Genomic DNA, 18,300 nt, shown 5'->3' with positions numbered 1-18,300 from the left:
GGGGAAGCCGCGTTTACAGACATAGCAAAGACCAACAGAGAACTTTTGCCACCAATTAATTATGGCTAAGTCTCATTGATAAAATGTTTGTTTGTGTTTTTGGGGTGTTAAGAAATAAACTGCAAACAGGTGGATTTTATATATTTTTCAATACAAACTCTCTCATTCCATCATTTCAAAAAATTCCTCTATCGCCTTCTTATTTACAAAATGACAAGTCTTGCCATCAGCCTGACGTTCGTCCATCAAAGTGTATAAACCTTGATAACCGTTCTTATCAATTTCCAGCACTTTCTGTTGATACAGTTCACTGGATGTTTTCAGTGTTTTATCAGAAGGAAGCACCGTGTAAGTACCCAGATACCAGTTACCACTAAAATCATTATTAGTGGATTCCGTCATCGTAAACTGACTTGTTTCCGCTGTATAAAAGATATTCTTTTTAATAAATGTACTGTCAGCATATCCGTCCCACGAGTCGGAAACGACCATACTCCGGTCTATCGCTGCAGAAGGCTTCACGTTAAGATGAACGATATTCCGTTCAATCAACGTATTTTTCACAGGTCCCGCCAAATGAATGCCGGGTGAGAACATTCCGATACGGGTTTCATTAGGCCGGACACCATCTCCGATACTAATGTTATAGCGTACTATACTGTTCTGATTTCCCAAACTGAAACCTCTTTCACCGGAATCACAAATCAAAACCATACCGCCATAGTTGTCATGGCTATAATTATATTGAATAACGGTGTTTGTGCTATTATAATCGCAATCAAATCCCTGCGCATCCCAAGGTGCTTTATGGTCACTGACTTCATTGAACTGGATGATTGTGTTGTCACAACTCCAAGGCCAGATACCTGCTGCCGCTTCTGTGGCCGGAAGTATTTCCGGACAATCGCGCATCACATTATATTCAATCAGAGTGCTGTCGCAACCTATCGGAACGATACCATCGCCCGGCACCTCCTCTATCAGGTTGTTCCGTACAATCGTATGTTTGCTGGGATGCCAGTTCCGACGGTCGTGATAGCCGTTCCATATCATAGCGTTACGGGCACATCGCAATATATGGCAGTTTTCAATCAGCAGGCTATCAAAACGGGAAACAACCGAGTCTCCCCCATTCACGATATAGATGCCGGAGCCGCCGCCCAGTTCTTTCACCAATGAGCCGTTTACATCACGGATGGTCAAGTTATTAACCGTAATATTATGTGATACTCCATAATTATGACATTCTATCTTCACCCCCGTACGGCCAGGCAAAGGTTGGCTGCCCGTATTTACAATCTCCAGATTCTGCACTGTCACGTAATCGGAATTGAGAATCCGCATGGCATACAATGACTGGTCATTTCCTGCAATGCAAGGTTTGTCTCCTTCACCATAGGCATCTACAACAACCGGTTGCGCGGAAGTTCCTTTACCTGTAACTTCCAGTTCGCCGCCGAATACTTCACCCCGTTTGAGCAACAATCTCTCTCCCGAGCGGAATGTTACTTGATTCGCCCGTTCCAGACTTTTCCACGCTCTGGTGGCGGACAGCCCGTCATTGGCATCGTTTCCGTTTGTCGCGTCAACGTAATAGCATTTTTCTGTGCTACGGGAACAGGAAAACATCAAGACTGAGAGCAGAAGGATGAAGTACTGGAATACCCCCTTTTTTCGGAATTTCATTTTCATGGCAATATGATTATTATAAAAAAGGATGAGACAAGCAATATACGAATAATGTCTGCCCATCCTTTTTACTAACATTTCTGTTTATTATTTCCAAAGGTCATGCTGGAGTAATGCCTTGTTCGTATCTAATTCATCGGTAGGAACAGGCCATACGTAGTCACGTTCACCGTTGTACTGGCGCGGTTCATAAGCCAGTCCCAATGAGGTACGCTCTTTTTCGATGTTTGCAACAGCTTTGTCCAACTCTTTCCAACGGTAAACATCAAACAGGCGTAGTCCTTCAAAAGCCAGTTCTACACGGCGTTCGTGCTTGATGACTTCCAGCAACTCAGCCTTTGTAAGCCCTTTGCCTTCTACATCTTCCACCTTAGGCATCTTCACATCTGCCCGCTGGCGTACTTCATCAACCAGAGCCAACACCTCGTTTTCGTCGTATCCACCCTTCTGAACCAATGCTTCGGCCAGTGAAAGGAGTACTTCCGCATATCTTACAACATAGAAGTCCTGACCATTATCCCATGAATTTCCGGTATCTGTGGGGTCGAAGTATTTCATTACGTACACCGTAGACACTGATGCCGCCGCACCGCCATACCAAGCACCCTCTCCCCCTTTGCCATTCCACTTCATGCCGGGAACGAAAAGTGTAGTATATAAACGCGGGTCACGGTTTTCAAAGTGCTGCGCATTAGGTTTTGATACATCAAGTGTACCGTCATCTTTCATTTCACCATAGTTTGTATCGGTTACTTTCTCCCCGGTGCTCTTCACATAATATGCATCAGCCAGGTCGATAGTACCGTTCATTGCTTCGAGCGGAGTATTCCAATGTGCATTGAATGCCGCACCCTCGCTTTTTCCGGGTCCTTCGTAACGAACTGAGAAGACAATCTCCTGTGATTTCTGTCCGTCCTGAGTAAATAACTTGGCATAGCTGGGGTCTATGGAATAGCCTAATTTCTGGACTTCCCTATAAGCGGCAATGGCATCATCCCATTTTTCGTTATACAACGCCATGCGTCCCAGCAAAGAATAACAGGCTCCACGGGTAATACGTCCCAGCTCGGCTGTAGCAGGCAGACTGGGAGCAATATCTTTCAAGTCGGCCATTACCTCACCTACAATAAATTCACGAGTACTCTTCGCACATTCCGAATTTTCCAATGTAAGCGGTTCTGTCAGATAAGGAACATCCTGATACGTGATAGTCAGGTTGATATACATCAATGCACGTAGTGTGATAGCTTCCGCCTTATAGCAGGCAATGTCTTCCGCACTCATACTGACTCTGTCAATGTTTGCTATAAGCAAGTTACATCTGTTGATAACTTCATAGCAAGCTTTCCAGTACTCACCAACGACTCCCGAACTCGGATTATGAATTCCCATTGCCATTTCATAGCCTTCCATCCAGCCGCTCCAATTGAAGTGACCGCCATTATCGGAAATACAATCCATATACAATGGGCCAAGACTGTATTGGTCTGAATTATAAAGCTGATTGCTTTGCAGTGCATCGTAACAAGCTGTCAATGCCATCATCGCATCATTGGGAGTTTGCCAGAAGGCCGAAGAAGATGATTCGGTCAAAGAGTCTTTCTGAAGAAAACTGTCAGAGCAGGAAGTCATTAATGCTCCTGACAACAGAGCCAAACTAATATATTTATTAATTAATTTCATAATAATCGTTCTGTTTAGAATTTAACATTAATACCAAATGAATAAGTTTTTGTATTCGGATGCACGTCACCTCGCAAGTCAGTGCTTTGCTTTTCCGGGTCATAATCATCCAGTGGCGTGAATGTCAGCAGGTTTGTTCCGGCTACATAAACTCTCAGGCTCTGTACGCCCAACTTAGTCAGCCATGGCGCTTTCTGGAAGTTGTAACCGATTTCTATATTTTTCAAGCGCAGATAATCTCCTTTAGTCAACCAGAAAGATGAGTATCTATTGTTGATTTCTCCTCCCAGGCGCGGCATATTTCCGTTAGGGTTATCCTGCGACCAGCGATTCAGCCAGCGTGCCGTTTTGTTTCCTCCGTTTGATATGGTCGTTTCATCCCAATTGAAGCGTTCGAGTCCTGCAATTCCTTGCCAGAAGGTAGTTACATCCAAATTCTTCCATGAGAAGCCCAGATTGAACGAATATTGCACTTTCGGGAAAGGATTACCTATCACCTGGCGGTCATCGTCTGTAATGTTACCGTTATTATCGTAATCCTCATACATGATATCACCCAGTTGGGGAGTTTGCCCGTTCTGTTTGATTGGCTGTCCTTTGGCATTCACCCGGTTCAAATCCTCTTCCGTACGGTAGATGCCTACTGCCTTTAATCCGTAATAAGAACCGATTGCGTCTCCTTCGCGGTTGATGATGTTGTTGGAAATGCTTTCTACACCTCCCATTTCAAGAATCTCATTCTTTACTCCGGACACAGAGAAGCCTGCCTGCCATGTCCAGTCACCTTTCTGGTCGTAATAATTAACGGCAAGTTCCCATCCGCGGTTACGTACCTTTCCTGCATTCTGGTAGGGAGCCTTCAAATCTCCCAAGAAGATATTCGGCATCGGTAATTGCAGAAGAATGTCTGACGTATTTTTCTCATACCAGTCGAAAACAACATTAATTTTGCCACGCCAAAATGAAGCGTCGAAACCGAAGTCGGTAATAGTGGTAGTTTCCCATTTGATGTTTTCGTTGGCGATTTTCGCACGTTTCATACCGACATATTTCTTATCACCGAAGTAATAACCGCCTTGTGAAGACAATGTTTCCAAATAGGCATAGTTGCCAATCTCCTGATTTCCCAGTTTACCCCAACTGGCACGCAGCTTTAATGAATTGAGGAATTTGACGTTTTGCATGAAAGCCTCATTAGAAAGCAGCCATGCTCCCGAGAAAGAAGGGAAGTTGGCATAACGGTTTTTCTTGGGCATGCGTGAAGAGCCGTCACGGCGCATATTCATCTCAAACAAGTAACGGCCTCCATAGTTGTAGTTGACACGTCCGAAGAATGATTGCAAGGAGGCTTCTTCTGCCGAACCGGTTACTTTGTCATTCTGTGTACCGCCATCCATTTCGTAAATATTATCGGTCGGGAAACCCTGTTTGCTGGATTCGTTCTTGTCCCAACGAGTGGATTGGATAGAGTGACCTAACAATACACTGAACTCATGCAAACCGATTTTATTATTATAGGTCAGGATGTTTTCATTCGTATAGCTTGTTTCCAGATAGTGATAATCTGTCAGCGAGTTTTGAGTTCCCGCCTTAGCAAGTTCTGTCCCTTCTGCGTTATAGCGTGCCAAGTCTCTGGGATTGAAAGTAGTGACATCATTCATATAGAACTTATATGCCAGGCTTGAACGGAATTTCAGTCCTTTAATTATATCAACCTCACCGAAGAAATTGCCGTCGAAACGATAATGCTTATTGTCTTTATAACCATTATTCAAAGCATAAAGCGGATTCTTGGCTACTGACTGGGAGATACTCGGGTTACCGTCCACATAGCCATATTCGCCGTTTGAGTACTTTGCAGGGACAGTAGGACGGGTAAACCAGGTCAGATAGCGCATCAGACCTTCCTTGTCGACACTTGTAGTCGGTTCGTCAATGTTCTGACGACTTCCGGAGAGGTTCAAGCCTAGTTTCACAATGCCTAGTTGGGCATCCAGATTGGAACGGAAGTTGAAACGCTGGTTTGCAGTATTGCGCAGGATTCCTTCTTGTTTGAAGTATTGGGTAGAAATCATATAATGCACATCTTTGCTACCTCCGCTAACAGCCAGGTGATGCTGGTGCATGGGGGCAGTGCGGAACATCTCATCCAACCAGTTTGTATTTGCAAAATGGTCAGGGTCGGAACCGTCCTGCAATTTCTGAAGCATTTCGTCCGTATAGGCAGTGGCAGAATGACATTCGTTATACATTTTTGCCCATTCATAAGAATTCACATAATCGGGCAGTACAGTAGCTTGCTGCAAAGCCATGCTACCGGAATAAGAAATAGTCGGTTTCTGTTCGCCACCACGCTTGGTAGTAATAAGGATTACGCCATTGGCGGCACGGACACCATAGATTGAGGCCGAAGCGGCATCTTTCAAAACGGACACGCTTGCGATATCTTCAGAGGGCAACTGAGAGATTTGGCTTACCGAGCTTTCCACTCCGTCAATCAATACCATCGGATTGTTATTGTTAAGGGTTCCGACACCACGTATACGGATTTCAGGGTCATCGTGTCCGGCCTGCGCACCGTTTCCCGTCAGCATGACACCCGGCAAACGTCCCTGCAACATATTGGCAGTGTTTGCCACCGGCATGGAAGCCACGTCTTTAAAGTTGACAGAGGAGACGGAACCGGTCAGATTTTCTTTCTTCTGCACACCGTAGCCTACCACTACAACTTCGTCAATCATTTCCGTATCTTCTTTCAAGGTTACTTTCAGAGACATATTATCCTTATTTATAATATATTCCTGATTGGCATATCCGATAAAGGAAATAACAACCGTCGCATTAGGAGCTACGGAAAGCCCGAAATTACCATTCAAGTCTGTTATAGTTCCATTGGTAGTGCCCTTTTCGATTATACTGGCACCAATAATTAATTCGCCTGTGGCATCTTTCACGATACCGGAGACTTTAAACTTACCTGATTGCAAGGCTGAGGCACTAACATTCATCACCGGGATGAAGAAATAGAAACACAAGAGTAGACTTAACATCTTAAACGCTCCGGTTTCTGTCAGAGTTTTCACGTTCATAATACTATAATTTTTAAGATATAACAAAAAATGTTTTATTCGTTGGGCGAAGGTAGGAAGAGCCTGATATAAAGAGGGAGAATTATTACCGGAAAAGGGCGACAAACACCTTTAGGGAATATTTCCGATAATAATTCTTCTTTATACGGGCATCTGCCCTGCCCTATTCCTTTATATATAACTCCCAGTTATCTATTTTACCTTTTACGCCATTATCCAGCCAGTTGCAGAATGAGCACGCTCCCTCTACTTCCACTGCGGCAGTAGTCGTAAATTCATATTTGACCGGCATCCATTCGCCGTGGGTATCAGGCACTATTATACTTTTAACATACTGATTATCCAACCCTTCTCCTGTCACATTCCGTAAATCAAACGCAAAAGAAGAAGCATTCGTATTAACCAAAGCCCGAATAACGTATGTAGTATTAGGCTGCCAGTTAACCGTAAACTTTATTTCTCCGACTTTACTGGTTATCTCACCATACTTCCCTACGATTCCGCCTGTCGGATTGGCCACACTTCCCCATGTGCCCTCAAATCCGCCCAGACTTTCCATTGCTCCGTCGGGAACCAGATTATTTTCGTGAAGTTCTCCTTCCGTCGTCGTAACGGTAGCTTCCGACTTACCCGGCAGTGAATAATTTCCGACAGCATCCAGTGCCTGGACATAGTAGGTCGTTTCTTCATTCAGGGCAGCGTCCTTAACAACATAGCCCGTGCCCATAGTGGAAGCTATGAAATTCCCGCTGCCAAGCCCTCCTCTATAAATGTCATATCGCAGCAGTCCGGCTGCACCATTGTCTGTAGAAGAATCCCAATTCAGATAAACAAGGTTTCCTTTCGATTCCGCCGTGAAATTCCCGACCTGAGCGGGTTTCTCGTGATCGACGACCTTCTGGTATACCCTGAAATAATCGACTTCGAATTTGATATTCTGTTCCTCATTGATACTAATACCTCCACCACGGTTTTTCAAAGCCAGATTCAACCACATATACTGTGGATTATGGAATGCGATACTACCATCCGCATTCTTAAAATCTTCTATCTTGACGCTATTCCGCAAATCATCATCAACATATAATTTAATCTCCTTTTCATCCCAGTCCATACGATAGATATGGTACTTCTTAATCCAGTCGGGGTCTTTAGCCTGATAGTAAGACAGCGGCGTGAACTTGTCATTCCAGCGAGCCACCCACTCTGTATTAGTACCGACTGCAAAATTACTGGTTAATGCCGGCGCACCATCTTTCAGGTCATAGAACTCCATAAAATCAATCTCTCCGTTCGACGGCCAGAACTTATTGTATCCACAAGTCCACACAGCCGGAAATGCCCCACTGGAAGGATCTATTTTGGCACGTACTTCGATACGCCCGTATAAAAAATAACGTCTCTGGTCACCGTTCATGCTTGCTGAAGTGTACTCTCCATATTCCCAATTTTCTCTATAATCACTGGAATTCGGATTGTAATTCGGATTCTTGCGATGCTCTTTCTTTGCAGTCAGAAGTAAACGCCCGTCTGCGACAATGGCATTATTAGTACCTTTTACATAGTTCTGAGGTTCCTGCCCCCGCTGGAAGCCTTCTTCAAAAGCCCAAAGCTCTTCATTTACCGGACCGTCTGTATTAAATTCATCGCCCCATGAATAATACAAACCGCCTTTGGTCATCGGAATTGGCCTGGGGTCAGGAATATAGGCAATCTGTTCTTCCAGTCCATCCGAATTTACCGGAATATAAGAAGAACTGACTATATTCCCGCTTCCGGTTTTGGCCGAAACTGAAACGGCTAATGATTTATTTAATAGTTCAAACGGTATGTTCATTTCGACCACGACCACGCCTTCCGTCTCCTCATCGGAAGATACGCCGGATACTGGCAAAGATGCGAGTAAAGGAGAGCGGGTTATCACTTCCGTACAGTCAGCCATCACATTTTTATCATCCGGCGTAGCGGAAGAAGCAGTCCATTCCGCAACGATTTTCGCAGCAGAACTTGCAGGAGAGACTTTAAACTGGGCAGTAATATAGAATTGTCCATCTTCTTCCCGGTATTTTACAGACATCTTACCATCATCATAACGAGGAATAAATGTAAAAGAAGCAATCACATCCGCACCTGTCGGAATCTCGTAAATGGTAGAAGCCGGATCGTTCATTGTAATGACAAGCTTGGAACCATCGGCTGAGAGTTCCACATTTTTAAATAAGGAATCACCATTTGTGCCATCTTCTCCCGTAGCACGATAAAGGGGTTGCCATGTTCCACCATCATCGTATGATATATACCAGTATGGCAAATTACCATCGGTGGCGTTACGTTCGATCTTGAATTGCGGAACAGTTCCTTGCTGCCCCATAGCGACAACCTTATTTCCGGCACTTAGCAGCCATTCACCGTCCAATGTCCAGTAATACACTTCATCGTCGTCTTTCTTTATTCCGATAGAAGGTGTATGTCCGTCTGCACCGGACTTACCATGATAAATCGTGATAGGGTCATTGTTCTTAAAGCTGATTGTATATCCAATCACTGTAGTGCCGTCTTCGGCGTGAATTTCTTTCAGTCCTGTTATGCAGTCTTGTTCATTTACTGCCTCAACAATCGTTTTTAGTGCTGCCATATTGCCGTTAATAGCCTCACACGCAGTTTCCAACTTTTTAAGGCGTACTTCCAAGTCATTCATTCTATCATTCAAGGCAGTATCGTCATAATCGCTACATCCCCAAAACAAGAACAACATACATACAATAAAAAGGAAACGGTTTTCCATTCCCAAAGCCCTGTGCTTTCCCATTTGCATTAATTTTAAGGTTAAACAAAATATTCGTTCGATGGGCAAATGTATGACAAGCGTAAGGCGAAAAGGGATAATTATTACCGGGAAAAGGCTGTCAAGCAGCTTTGTAGCCTATTTCCGGTAATAATCATTCATCATATATTCCTTGGGGGTAAAGCCAAACTTCTTTTTGAAGCATGAGCTGAAATATTTCGGGTCATTAAAACCCACCATATATGCCAGATCGGCTACACGAATTTTCTTTTTTTCATCAAGCAGGCGGCAAGCTGCCTGTAAACGGACATTACAAATAAACATGGAAGGAGTAAGCCCGGTCAACAACTTTAATTTATCAGCCAATGTGGTACGCGCCATACCCATTTCAGCAATGAATTGTGCGTGTTCAAAGTCGCTATCACTTAAATGGGCATTCACACAATCTATCGCTCTTTGAATAAATTCCTTATCCATAGAGGTATAATTCAGCTCTTTCGCTTCAAAAACCAGTTGTTTGCGGAAATCCACTCCGATACGTTTACGCTTTTCAAGCAAATTCTCTATTTTAGCAAGCAGGACAGACAAGCGCAACGGTTTGCAGATATAGCCATCCGCTCCGGACTTGTAACCCTCTACACGATCTTCGTCACTAGTCATGGCTGTCAGTAATATAAATGGTATATGGCAAGTCTCAAACTTACTTTTTACTTTCTGGCACAACTCGGTTCCATCCATTTGAGGCATCATGACATCGGACACTATCAAATTCACCTCTTCCCTTTCGAGAATTTCCAATGCATCGACTCCGTTTCTCGCTTCAAGGATACGATAGCGGTTCTGTAACAATCGCACCATCAATGCCAGTAGCTCATCGTTGTCTTCCACCAACAGAAGAGTCACGGTATCTGTTGTCGTATCCGGAGATTCCATATCCGGAGATTCTCCTTCCTCATCCTCAGGCAGCAAAACAGCAGGTACCGTATTTTGTGTACTCCGGTCTGTTTCTTCTTCCGAATATGCAGCAGGGAGAATGGGAAATTCTACGATAAAGCTATTGCCTTTTTCTTTATCACTGACTACTTGCACCGTTCCGTGATGTAACAATATGAGGTCTTTTACCAGTGAAAGCCCAATACCTGTACCAATAGTGTGAAACTTACGATATTCTCCCTCATAAAACCTTTCAAAAAAATGCTCAATCTTTTCCTTAGGGATCAGTTCGCCCGGATTATTAATGCAGAACTGATAGTTCCCTGATTCTTCATCATAACTTTGGGATACGGTTATAGTTCCCCCTTCATGGGTATATTTGGCTGCATTGGAAAGCAGGTTATATGCAATCTTATCTAATTTGTCAATATCAAAATAGCCTTTATATTCCACTTCGTCACCCTCAAACCGGAGATGCAGTTTCTTTTGGCTCACCAACGGGGCAAATGCAGCTATCGACTGTTTCAGGAACAATGTTATATTGCCTTGTGAAACACGCAGTTTCTGACATCGATTCTCTACCTTTCTAAATTCAAGAATTTGCTGAATCAACCGGATAAGGCGGAGCGTATTCTCTGAAATACCCCGCAACTTTCCTTTCAAATCCGGACTTTGCAGTTTCAACTCTTCAACTGATGCCGATATGATGGATAAAGGAGTGAGCAGTTCGTGTGTTATATTGGTAAAGAATTGCAGTTTGGCATGATTTATCTCTTCCAACTTCTGGCGTTGGATATTGCCAAGTTCAATGGTGTGCTTCATGTTAATGCGGTTTCGCATAGTCCGGTAGAGATACCACAATAGTGCGGCTGTCAGGAAGAAGTATATACAATATGCCCACCAGCAAAGCCATGGCGGCGGCAGAATCGTGATTTTGACAGTACGTATATCGGAAGACCATATTCCGTTCACGTTGGCCCCTCTTACCTTGAACTCATAGTCGCCTGCCGGCAGATTGTTATAGTATGCGAAATGACGGTAGCCACTTGTTGGTACCCATGTATCATCGTAACCCGCCAGTTGATACTCATATTTATTCAGTAAAGGGTTTATATAATTGAGTATGGAGAAATCCAGGCTGAAATTGTTCTGATTGTAAGCCAAAGTTATATGACCGGCATCCTCAAGAGGCTGGTCAAGTATTGCGTCATATTCTTTGCCCTGTATCTTACGTACGGAAGTATTGTATATCTTTAAGTCGGTGATAACTACCGGGTAAGACGTTTCATCATATATGATATCCTTTGGATTGAAAATATTGAGACCACGCACTCCGCCGAAAAAAAGGATACCGTCAGTTCCCTTCACTGCAGCGTTCCGGTTAAAATTATACCCTTGCAAACCATCCTCTACCGTATGGGTGTGTATGACGGGCGAACTGGCGTCAATGGGAATGCTGATATGATACATTTGGGAATTTGTAGTTAACCATAGCATCTTCTGATCGTCTTCGAGCATACTAAGAATCACTTCTCCATCTTTGAAGTATCCATCAAGTACAGGGGCGAAGCAGTCTTGTTCCTTGTCATATAAATCCAGTCCGTTTCCATTGGTTCCTGCCCATATCCGGTTATAGCTGTCCACACATAATGTCACAGCTCCCATGGAAGTACTGTTCTGCCGGGATACGCCATATTGCTTGACTCTGTATTTCCCGGCAGAAGGGGATATTCTCCAGATACCGGTAGTAACTGTTGTCGCCCAAATATCTCCCTCCTTATCTTGTACGATCTTAAATACCGAAGACTGGGGCAGTCTTTGGCTATCATCAGCCACCAATTTGTCCAATGCCCTTAGTTGCCCGGAAGTATCCAACATAAAAATCCCCGAACGTGAGCCAATCCACAAATTTCCGGACGAATCTTCTAATAAGGAGTAAATACAGACGTCTTTCAATTCCGGATTAATCACACTATTGATTACCCTTACTTCTTTTCCGTCAAAGAACCAGATACCGTCATCCCAGGTTGCAAAGCAATATTCTTGTCTCCTCTTGCTAAAAATGATGTCATTGACAGTGGAGACATACGGCAAATGCCTGAACATTGGCAGTTTCTGATATGGAGTGACTTCTTGCGTCAGGGGATCATATAATATGAGTCCGAACCCCATAATACCCATCCACAACTTTCCGTCTTCACATTGAAAAACACTACGTACCGAACTGGTAGGGTAAGACTTCATCAGAGCAGGTAAAGCATCATGAACAAATGGAAGTTTACGGGTATTAACCGTATATACTCCTCCACCGAGCATCCCCACCCACATCAGTCCGTCCCGGCTGCACAACAACGCATCAACTTCATTAAAAGGTAAATCACCCGACTTATCTCCCGGAAGATAATTAGTGAAATATCCTTCATCCTTTTCGGATTCAAGTACACTCAGCCCACTGCGTGAGCCTATCCATATTTTTCCGGTATTACGGTCTTGAGTGATGGCATACACAATATTATCCGCAAGGCTTTTTGGATTTCCTTCTTCATGCATATACCGACGATACGAATAATGCTCCATATCATAAGGATCGATTATCTTCATTAACCCATAACGCCAGGTTCCAACCCAAATGTTTTCATTATCGTCTTGAAACAGGATATTAGCCGACTGACCGGGATTTAATCCTTCATAGGCATAAAAATGTTTTGTTTGAGGATCATAACGGAATAAACCTCGCTCCCAAGTGCCAATCCATATATTTCCCCGTTTATCTTCAATTACAGATTTTACATCTAAACCGCCGGGGAGATTATTCTTCAACGGATCTTGTATTTCAAACGTTTCTTCTCCCGATTTCTTCAAAAAAAGTCCTACCCTGGAGCCAATCCATAAATCTCCGCTAGTCGTATATACGATTGATTCGATAAAACTACTTTGTAAGATTGGAGATACTATTTTCTCTATTTTATCGGTTCTTTTATCCAGTACATACAAACCATTGTGAGTCCCAATCCATAATCGATGTTGATCATCCTCGACCACAATATTAACAAAGCCATCTATTGACTTTCCACTGTTCTCTATATTCGGTTTATAGACAATAGTCGAGTAACCATCATAGCGTACAAGCCCGTTATAGGTCGAAATCCAGATGAATCCTTCGCTATCCTGATATAAATTACGAACTTCATTAGTCGGAAGGGATGAGGTCATATTTATGACTCTAAAATCATATGGTAACTGATTAGAGAAAGCATCCAGTGTTCCAACTATTAATAAAAAGAAGAATATTAGACGTTTTGGTTGTGCCATACCTTTTGTTTATTGTGCATTAGAACTACAAAATTATAAAACACATTGGGTTATACAACAAAAAGTGTTATTAACTTTGAAAAATATTTTCATCTTAGCCTGTAACAGGTATCGTTTCTCTTAATTAAGAAACCTGTTAAGACATTTTGGATGCTTCGACAAGCTCAGTATGACAAATATTCCAATAAGTATAGATTTATACTGATAACAAGCTTAATTTATTAAAAACTAGCCCTAATTGAACGATAATTTGCCCTCCACTCATTAAAATAATCCTTATCTTTGGCTCCCGAAATTCAAACCTAATACAAAAAACCCATGAAGAAACAACTACTCTCTTGCTGCTTGGCTGCATTGGGACTGACAGCGATTCAAGCGCAAAGCTTCAATGAGTGGAAAGACCCGGAAGTGAATTCCGTAAACCGCTCCGCTATGCACACTAACTACTTTGCTTACACATCGGCTGATGAAGCTAAAGCCGGTATCAAAGAAAATTCCGCGAATTTCATGACTCTGAACGGTCTTTGGAAATTCAACTGGGTGAGACATGCCGAAGCACGTCCGACCGACTTTTACCAAACTAATTTCAACGACAAAGGCTGGGACGACCTTCAAGTTCCCGGTGTGTGGGAACTGAACGGCTATGGCGACCCTATCTATGTAAATGTAGGATATGCCTGGAGAAGCCAATTCAAGAACAACCCGCCGTACGTTCCGACAGAGAACAACCACGTAGGCTCTTACCGGAAAGAAATCATCGTTCCTGCCGACTGGAAAGGAAAAGAGATTTTTGCCCATTTCGGTTCGGTCACTTCCAATATGTACCTTTGGGTGAACGGACGCTATGTAGGATATAGCGAAGACAGCAAACTGGAAGCCGAATTCAACCTGACCAACTATCTGAAACCGGGTAAGAACGTGATTGCTTTCCAAGTATTCCGCTGGTGCGACGGCAGTTATCTGGAAGACCAGGACTTCTTCCGCTACTCCGGTGTAGGACGCGACTGCTATCTTTACGCACGCGACAAGAAATATATTCAGGACATTCGTGTAACGCCTGATTTGGACAGTCAGTATAAAGATGCTACGCTGAATATCGCTGTTGACCTGAAAGGAAGCGGCACAGTGGCTTTAGACCTGACAGATGCCCAAGGCAACAGTGTAGCTACCGCTGACCTGAAAGGTTCGGGCAAGCTGAACACCACACTGAATATCTCCAATCCTGCTAAATGGACGGCTGAAACGCCTAACCTTTATACACTGACTGCCACTCTGAAAAACGGCAACAACACAATAGAAGTAATTCCTGTGAAGGTTGGTTTCCGCAAGATTGAATTGAAAGGCGGACAGATACTCGTTAACGGCCAGCCGGTACTCTTCAAGGGAGCAGACCGCCACGAAATGGACCCGGACGGCGGTTATGTAGTTTCCCTCGAACGTATGCTGCAAGATATTAAAGTCATGAAAAAGCTTAATATCAACGCTGTACGTACCTGCCACTACCCGGACGATAACCGTTGGTATGACCTTTGCGACCAATACGGACTCTATGTAGTAGCCGAAGCCAACGTGGAATCTCACGGTATGGGATATGGAGACCAGACACTGGCAAAGAACCCCAGTTACGCCAAAGCTCATATGGAACGCAACCAGCGCAACGTACAACGCAGCTACAACCACCCGTCCATCATCTTCTGGTCACTGGGTAATGAAGCCGGCATGGGACCGAACTTTGAGAAATGTTACACTTGGATTAAAAACGAAGACAAGACACGTGCAGTACAGTATGAACAAGCACGTACCAGTGAATTTACAGACATCTATTGCCCGATGTATCTAGGTTATGAAGGTTGTATCAAATATTGCGAAGGCGATATTCAAAAACCATTAATTCAGTGTGAATATGCACACGCTATGGGTAATTCACAAGGCGGATTCAAAGAATACTGGGACATCATCCGCAAGTATCCGAAATACCAAGGCGGATTTATCTGGGACTTTGTAGACCAGTCCTGCCACTGGAAGAACAAAGACGGAGTAGATATTTACGGCTACGGCGGCGACTTCAACAAATACGACGGTTCGGACAACAACTTCAACGACAACGGCTTAATCAGCCCTGACCGCGTGCCTAATCCGCATGCTTACGAAGTAGCTTATTTCTACCAGGACATCTGGACTACTCCTGCCGACCTCGCTAAAGGTGAAATCAACATCTTCAACGAAAACTTCTTCCGCGACCTGTCTTCATACTACATGGAATGGCAATTACTGGCAAACGGGGAAGTGGTGCAGACAGGCATTGTATCCGACCTGAAAGCAGCGCCTCAACAAACCGTAAAAGTGCAGCTTCCGATTGACACGAAGAATATCTGTCCTTGCAAGGAACTGCTGCTCAACGTCAGCTATAAACTGAAAGCCGCAGAAACATTGTTGCCGGCAGGAACTACCGTCGCTTATGACCAGTTAAGTATCCGCGACTACAAAACACCGGAACTCAAACTGGAAAACGTACAAACCACCAATCTTGCAATCACCGTGCCCAGTATTCTGGACAACGACCGTTACTACTTGATTGTTAAAGGTGAAAACTTCTCCATGGATTTCAACAAGCAAAACGGCTACCTCTGCCGCTATGACGTGAATGGCATGCAGATGATGGAAGATGGCAGCGAACTGACTCCCAACTTTTGGCGTGCGCCGACCGACAACGATTTCGGAGCAGGCTTACAACGCAAATATGCAGTTTGGAAGAACCCGGAACTGAAACTTACGTCTCTGAAACACGGCATCGAAAACGCTCAGGCTGTGGTTCGTGCAGAATACGACATGAAATCGATAGGCGGCAAGCTATTCCTCACTTATACTATCAATAATAAGGGAGCAGTGAAGGTTACCCAGAAAATGGTAGCCGACAAGAGCAAGAAAGTTTCTGAAATGTTCCGTTTTGGCATGCAACTTCGTATGCCTCTTACTTTCAACGAGATAGAATATTACGGACGCGGTCCGGGAGAGAACTACTCCGACCGTAACCACGGCGCCATGATAGGTAAATACCGCCAGACGGTAGAAGAGCAATTCTATCCGTATATCCGTCCGCAGGAAACCGGAACGAAAACTGATATCCGCTGGTGGAGACTGCTGAACATCGGAGGTAACGGTTTGCAGTTCGTTTCTGAAGCTCCGTTCTCTGCTTCTGCACTGAACTACACTATCGAATCACTGGATGACGGTGATGCAAAAGACCAACGTCACTCACCGGAAGTTGAAAAAGTAAACTTTACAAACTTCTGCATTGACAAAGTACAGACAGGATTGGCGTGCGTCAACAGTTGGGGAGCTATACCGTTAGAAAAGTATCGTCTTCCTTATCAGGATTATGAATTCAGTTTCATCATGTCACCCGTATCGCATAAACTGAAGTAATGAAGTAAAAAACATAGTTAAAAAACACGGTATCAAAGTACAAGAATACCGAAATTACTGTACTTTTGCAGCCGGAAACTGATTTCACAGAATTAGTTTCCGGCTTTCATTCCTTAAATCCCCCCTTTATACAAGAGAATGACACACGTGCAACAAAACGCATAATTTTAAAAAACAGATAAATGAGAAGTATGAAAAGTAGAATTGTTTTATTTGCATTTTGCTTGACCCTTCTGTCCAGTTGCGGCAATAAGGGTAATGACACCGGAAAAGTCCCAGAATATGCAGTACAAGAATTACAGAAGTCAACTGCAAATTTAACGACAGCTTATCCAGCTACCATTAAAGGTAAACAAGATGTAGAGATCCGTCCGCAAGTGTCCGGCTTCATCACCAAACTGTGTGTTGACGAAGGAGCAAGTGTACACAAAGGACAAGTTTTGTTCATTGTCGACCCGACTCAATATGAAGCAGCCGTACGTACTGCCAAAGCAGCCGTTGCTACAGCCGAAGCAGCCGTACGTACCCAACAAATCACAGTGGATAACAAACGTGAGCTGAACAAGAAAAACATCATCAGTGACTACGACCTGTCAATGGCCGAAAATACATTGGCACAATCTCAGGCACAATTAGCCCAAGCACAAGCACAGTTGACTTCTGCTCAGCAGAACCTCTCTTTCACACAGGTGAAGAGTCCTTCTGACGGTGTTATCAACAATATCCCTTATCGTTTGGGAGCATTGGTCAGCCCTTCTATCGCTACGCCGATGACTACCGTTTCTGAAATTGATGAAGTATATGTATATTTCTCTATGACAGAAAAAGAGCTGTTGGCTATGACCAAGTCCGGAAGCACTATCAAAGAAGAAATCAGCAAAATACCGGCTATCAAATTACAGTTGATTGACGGTACTGAATATAATATTGAAGGTAAAGTGGATGCAATCACAGGAGTTATCGACCAGACTACCGGTTCTGTAAGTATGCGCGCTATCTTCCCGAACAAAGAACACATCCTACGTAGTGGCGGTACGGCAAACGTGCTGATTCCTTACACGATGGAAAATGTTATCAGCATTCCGCAGTCTGCAACAGTAGAAATCCAGGATAAAAAGTTCGTTTACGTCCTGCAACCGGACAACACCGTGAAATATACGGAAATCGGTATCTTCAACCTGGATAACGGGAAAGAATATCTCGTTACTTCCGGTTTGAACGCAGGAGACAAAATTATCATCGAAGGTGTGCAGAGCCTCAAGAACGGTCAGGTTATACAACCTATCACACCGGCTCAGAAAGAAGCGAACTATCAACAGCACTTGAAAGACCAACGCGAAGGGAATTTAGCTACTGCTTTCAATTAATAACTTAGATAATCGT

The 18,300-nt window shown here is 43.7% G+C and carries 7 protein-coding genes; 2 read left to right on the top strand and 5 right to left on the bottom strand.

Annotated elements, in window-relative coordinates:
• Positions 1-162: 162 nt before the first annotated feature.
• From ACGHVY_RS16400 to ACGHVY_RS16380, 5 genes are all read right to left on the bottom strand, one after another.
• Entirely contained in the window at positions 163-1,692 is a 1,530-nt protein-coding gene (locus ACGHVY_RS16400) for a right-handed parallel beta-helix repeat-containing protein (protein ID WP_390599971.1), read from the bottom strand.
• Positions 1,693-1,776: 84 nt separating this feature from the next.
• The gene (locus tag ACGHVY_RS16395; RefSeq protein ID WP_390599969.1) at positions 1,777-3,372 is read right to left on the bottom strand and encodes a RagB/SusD family nutrient uptake outer membrane protein; all 1,596 of its coding nucleotides are present in this window, start codon (positions 3,370-3,372) and stop codon (positions 1,777-1,779) included.
• Positions 3,373-3,386: 14 nt separating this feature from the next.
• The gene (locus tag ACGHVY_RS16390; protein WP_390599967.1) at positions 3,387-6,461 is read right to left on the bottom strand and encodes a SusC/RagA family TonB-linked outer membrane protein; all 3,075 of its coding nucleotides are present in this window, start codon (positions 6,459-6,461) and stop codon (positions 3,387-3,389) included.
• Positions 6,462-6,624: 163 nt separating this feature from the next.
• Entirely contained in the window at positions 6,625-9,270 is a 2,646-nt protein-coding gene (locus ACGHVY_RS16385) for a PL29 family lyase N-terminal domain-containing protein (protein ID WP_390599966.1), read from the bottom strand.
• A gap of 114 nt (positions 9,271-9,384) precedes the next feature.
• Positions 9,385-13,491 (bottom strand): two-component regulator propeller domain-containing protein, encoded by a 4,107-nt coding sequence (locus ACGHVY_RS16380; protein ID WP_390599964.1) that lies wholly within the window; start codon positions 13,489-13,491, stop codon positions 9,385-9,387.
• A 318-nt stretch (positions 13,492-13,809) separates the two neighbouring features.
• Between ACGHVY_RS16380 and ACGHVY_RS16375 the strand changes: the two genes are divergently transcribed.
• Complete coding sequence (locus ACGHVY_RS16375; protein ID WP_390599962.1) at positions 13,810-16,917, top strand: glycoside hydrolase family 2 TIM barrel-domain containing protein; 3,108 nt, start codon at positions 13,810-13,812, stop codon at positions 16,915-16,917.
• Between the two features lie 191 nt (positions 16,918-17,108).
• Entirely contained in the window at positions 17,109-18,284 is a 1,176-nt protein-coding gene (locus tag ACGHVY_RS16370; RefSeq protein ID WP_390600957.1) for an efflux RND transporter periplasmic adaptor subunit, read from the top strand.
• Positions 18,285-18,300: the final 16 nt, after the last annotated feature.

Source organism: Bacteroides sp. f07 (assembly GCF_042854785.1).
Lineage (GTDB): Bacteria > Bacteroidota > Bacteroidia > Bacteroidales > Bacteroidaceae > Bacteroides.
This window is presented reverse-complemented; position numbering and strand designations above follow the sequence as displayed.

Coding starts and splice junctions, on each gene's coding strand:
- ACGHVY_RS16400 (WP_390599971.1), bottom strand. CDS start 1,692: ATGAAAATGAAATTCCGAAAAAAGGGGGTATTCCAGTACTTCATCCTT.
- ACGHVY_RS16380 (WP_390599964.1), bottom strand. CDS start 13,491: ATGGCACAACCAAAACGTCTAATATTCTTCTTTTTATTAATAGTTGGA.
- ACGHVY_RS16390 (WP_390599967.1), bottom strand. CDS start 6,461: ATGAACGTGAAAACTCTGACAGAAACCGGAGCGTTTAAGATGTTAAGT.
- ACGHVY_RS16385 (WP_390599966.1), bottom strand. CDS start 9,270: ATGGGAAAGCACAGGGCTTTGGGAATGGAAAACCGTTTCCTTTTTATT.
- ACGHVY_RS16395 (WP_390599969.1), bottom strand. CDS start 3,372: ATGAAATTAATTAATAAATATATTAGTTTGGCTCTGTTGTCAGGAGCA.
- ACGHVY_RS16375 (WP_390599962.1), top strand. CDS start 13,810: ATGAAGAAACAACTACTCTCTTGCTGCTTGGCTGCATTGGGACTGACA.
- ACGHVY_RS16370 (WP_390600957.1), top strand. CDS start 17,109: ATGAAAAGTAGAATTGTTTTATTTGCATTTTGCTTGACCCTTCTGTCC.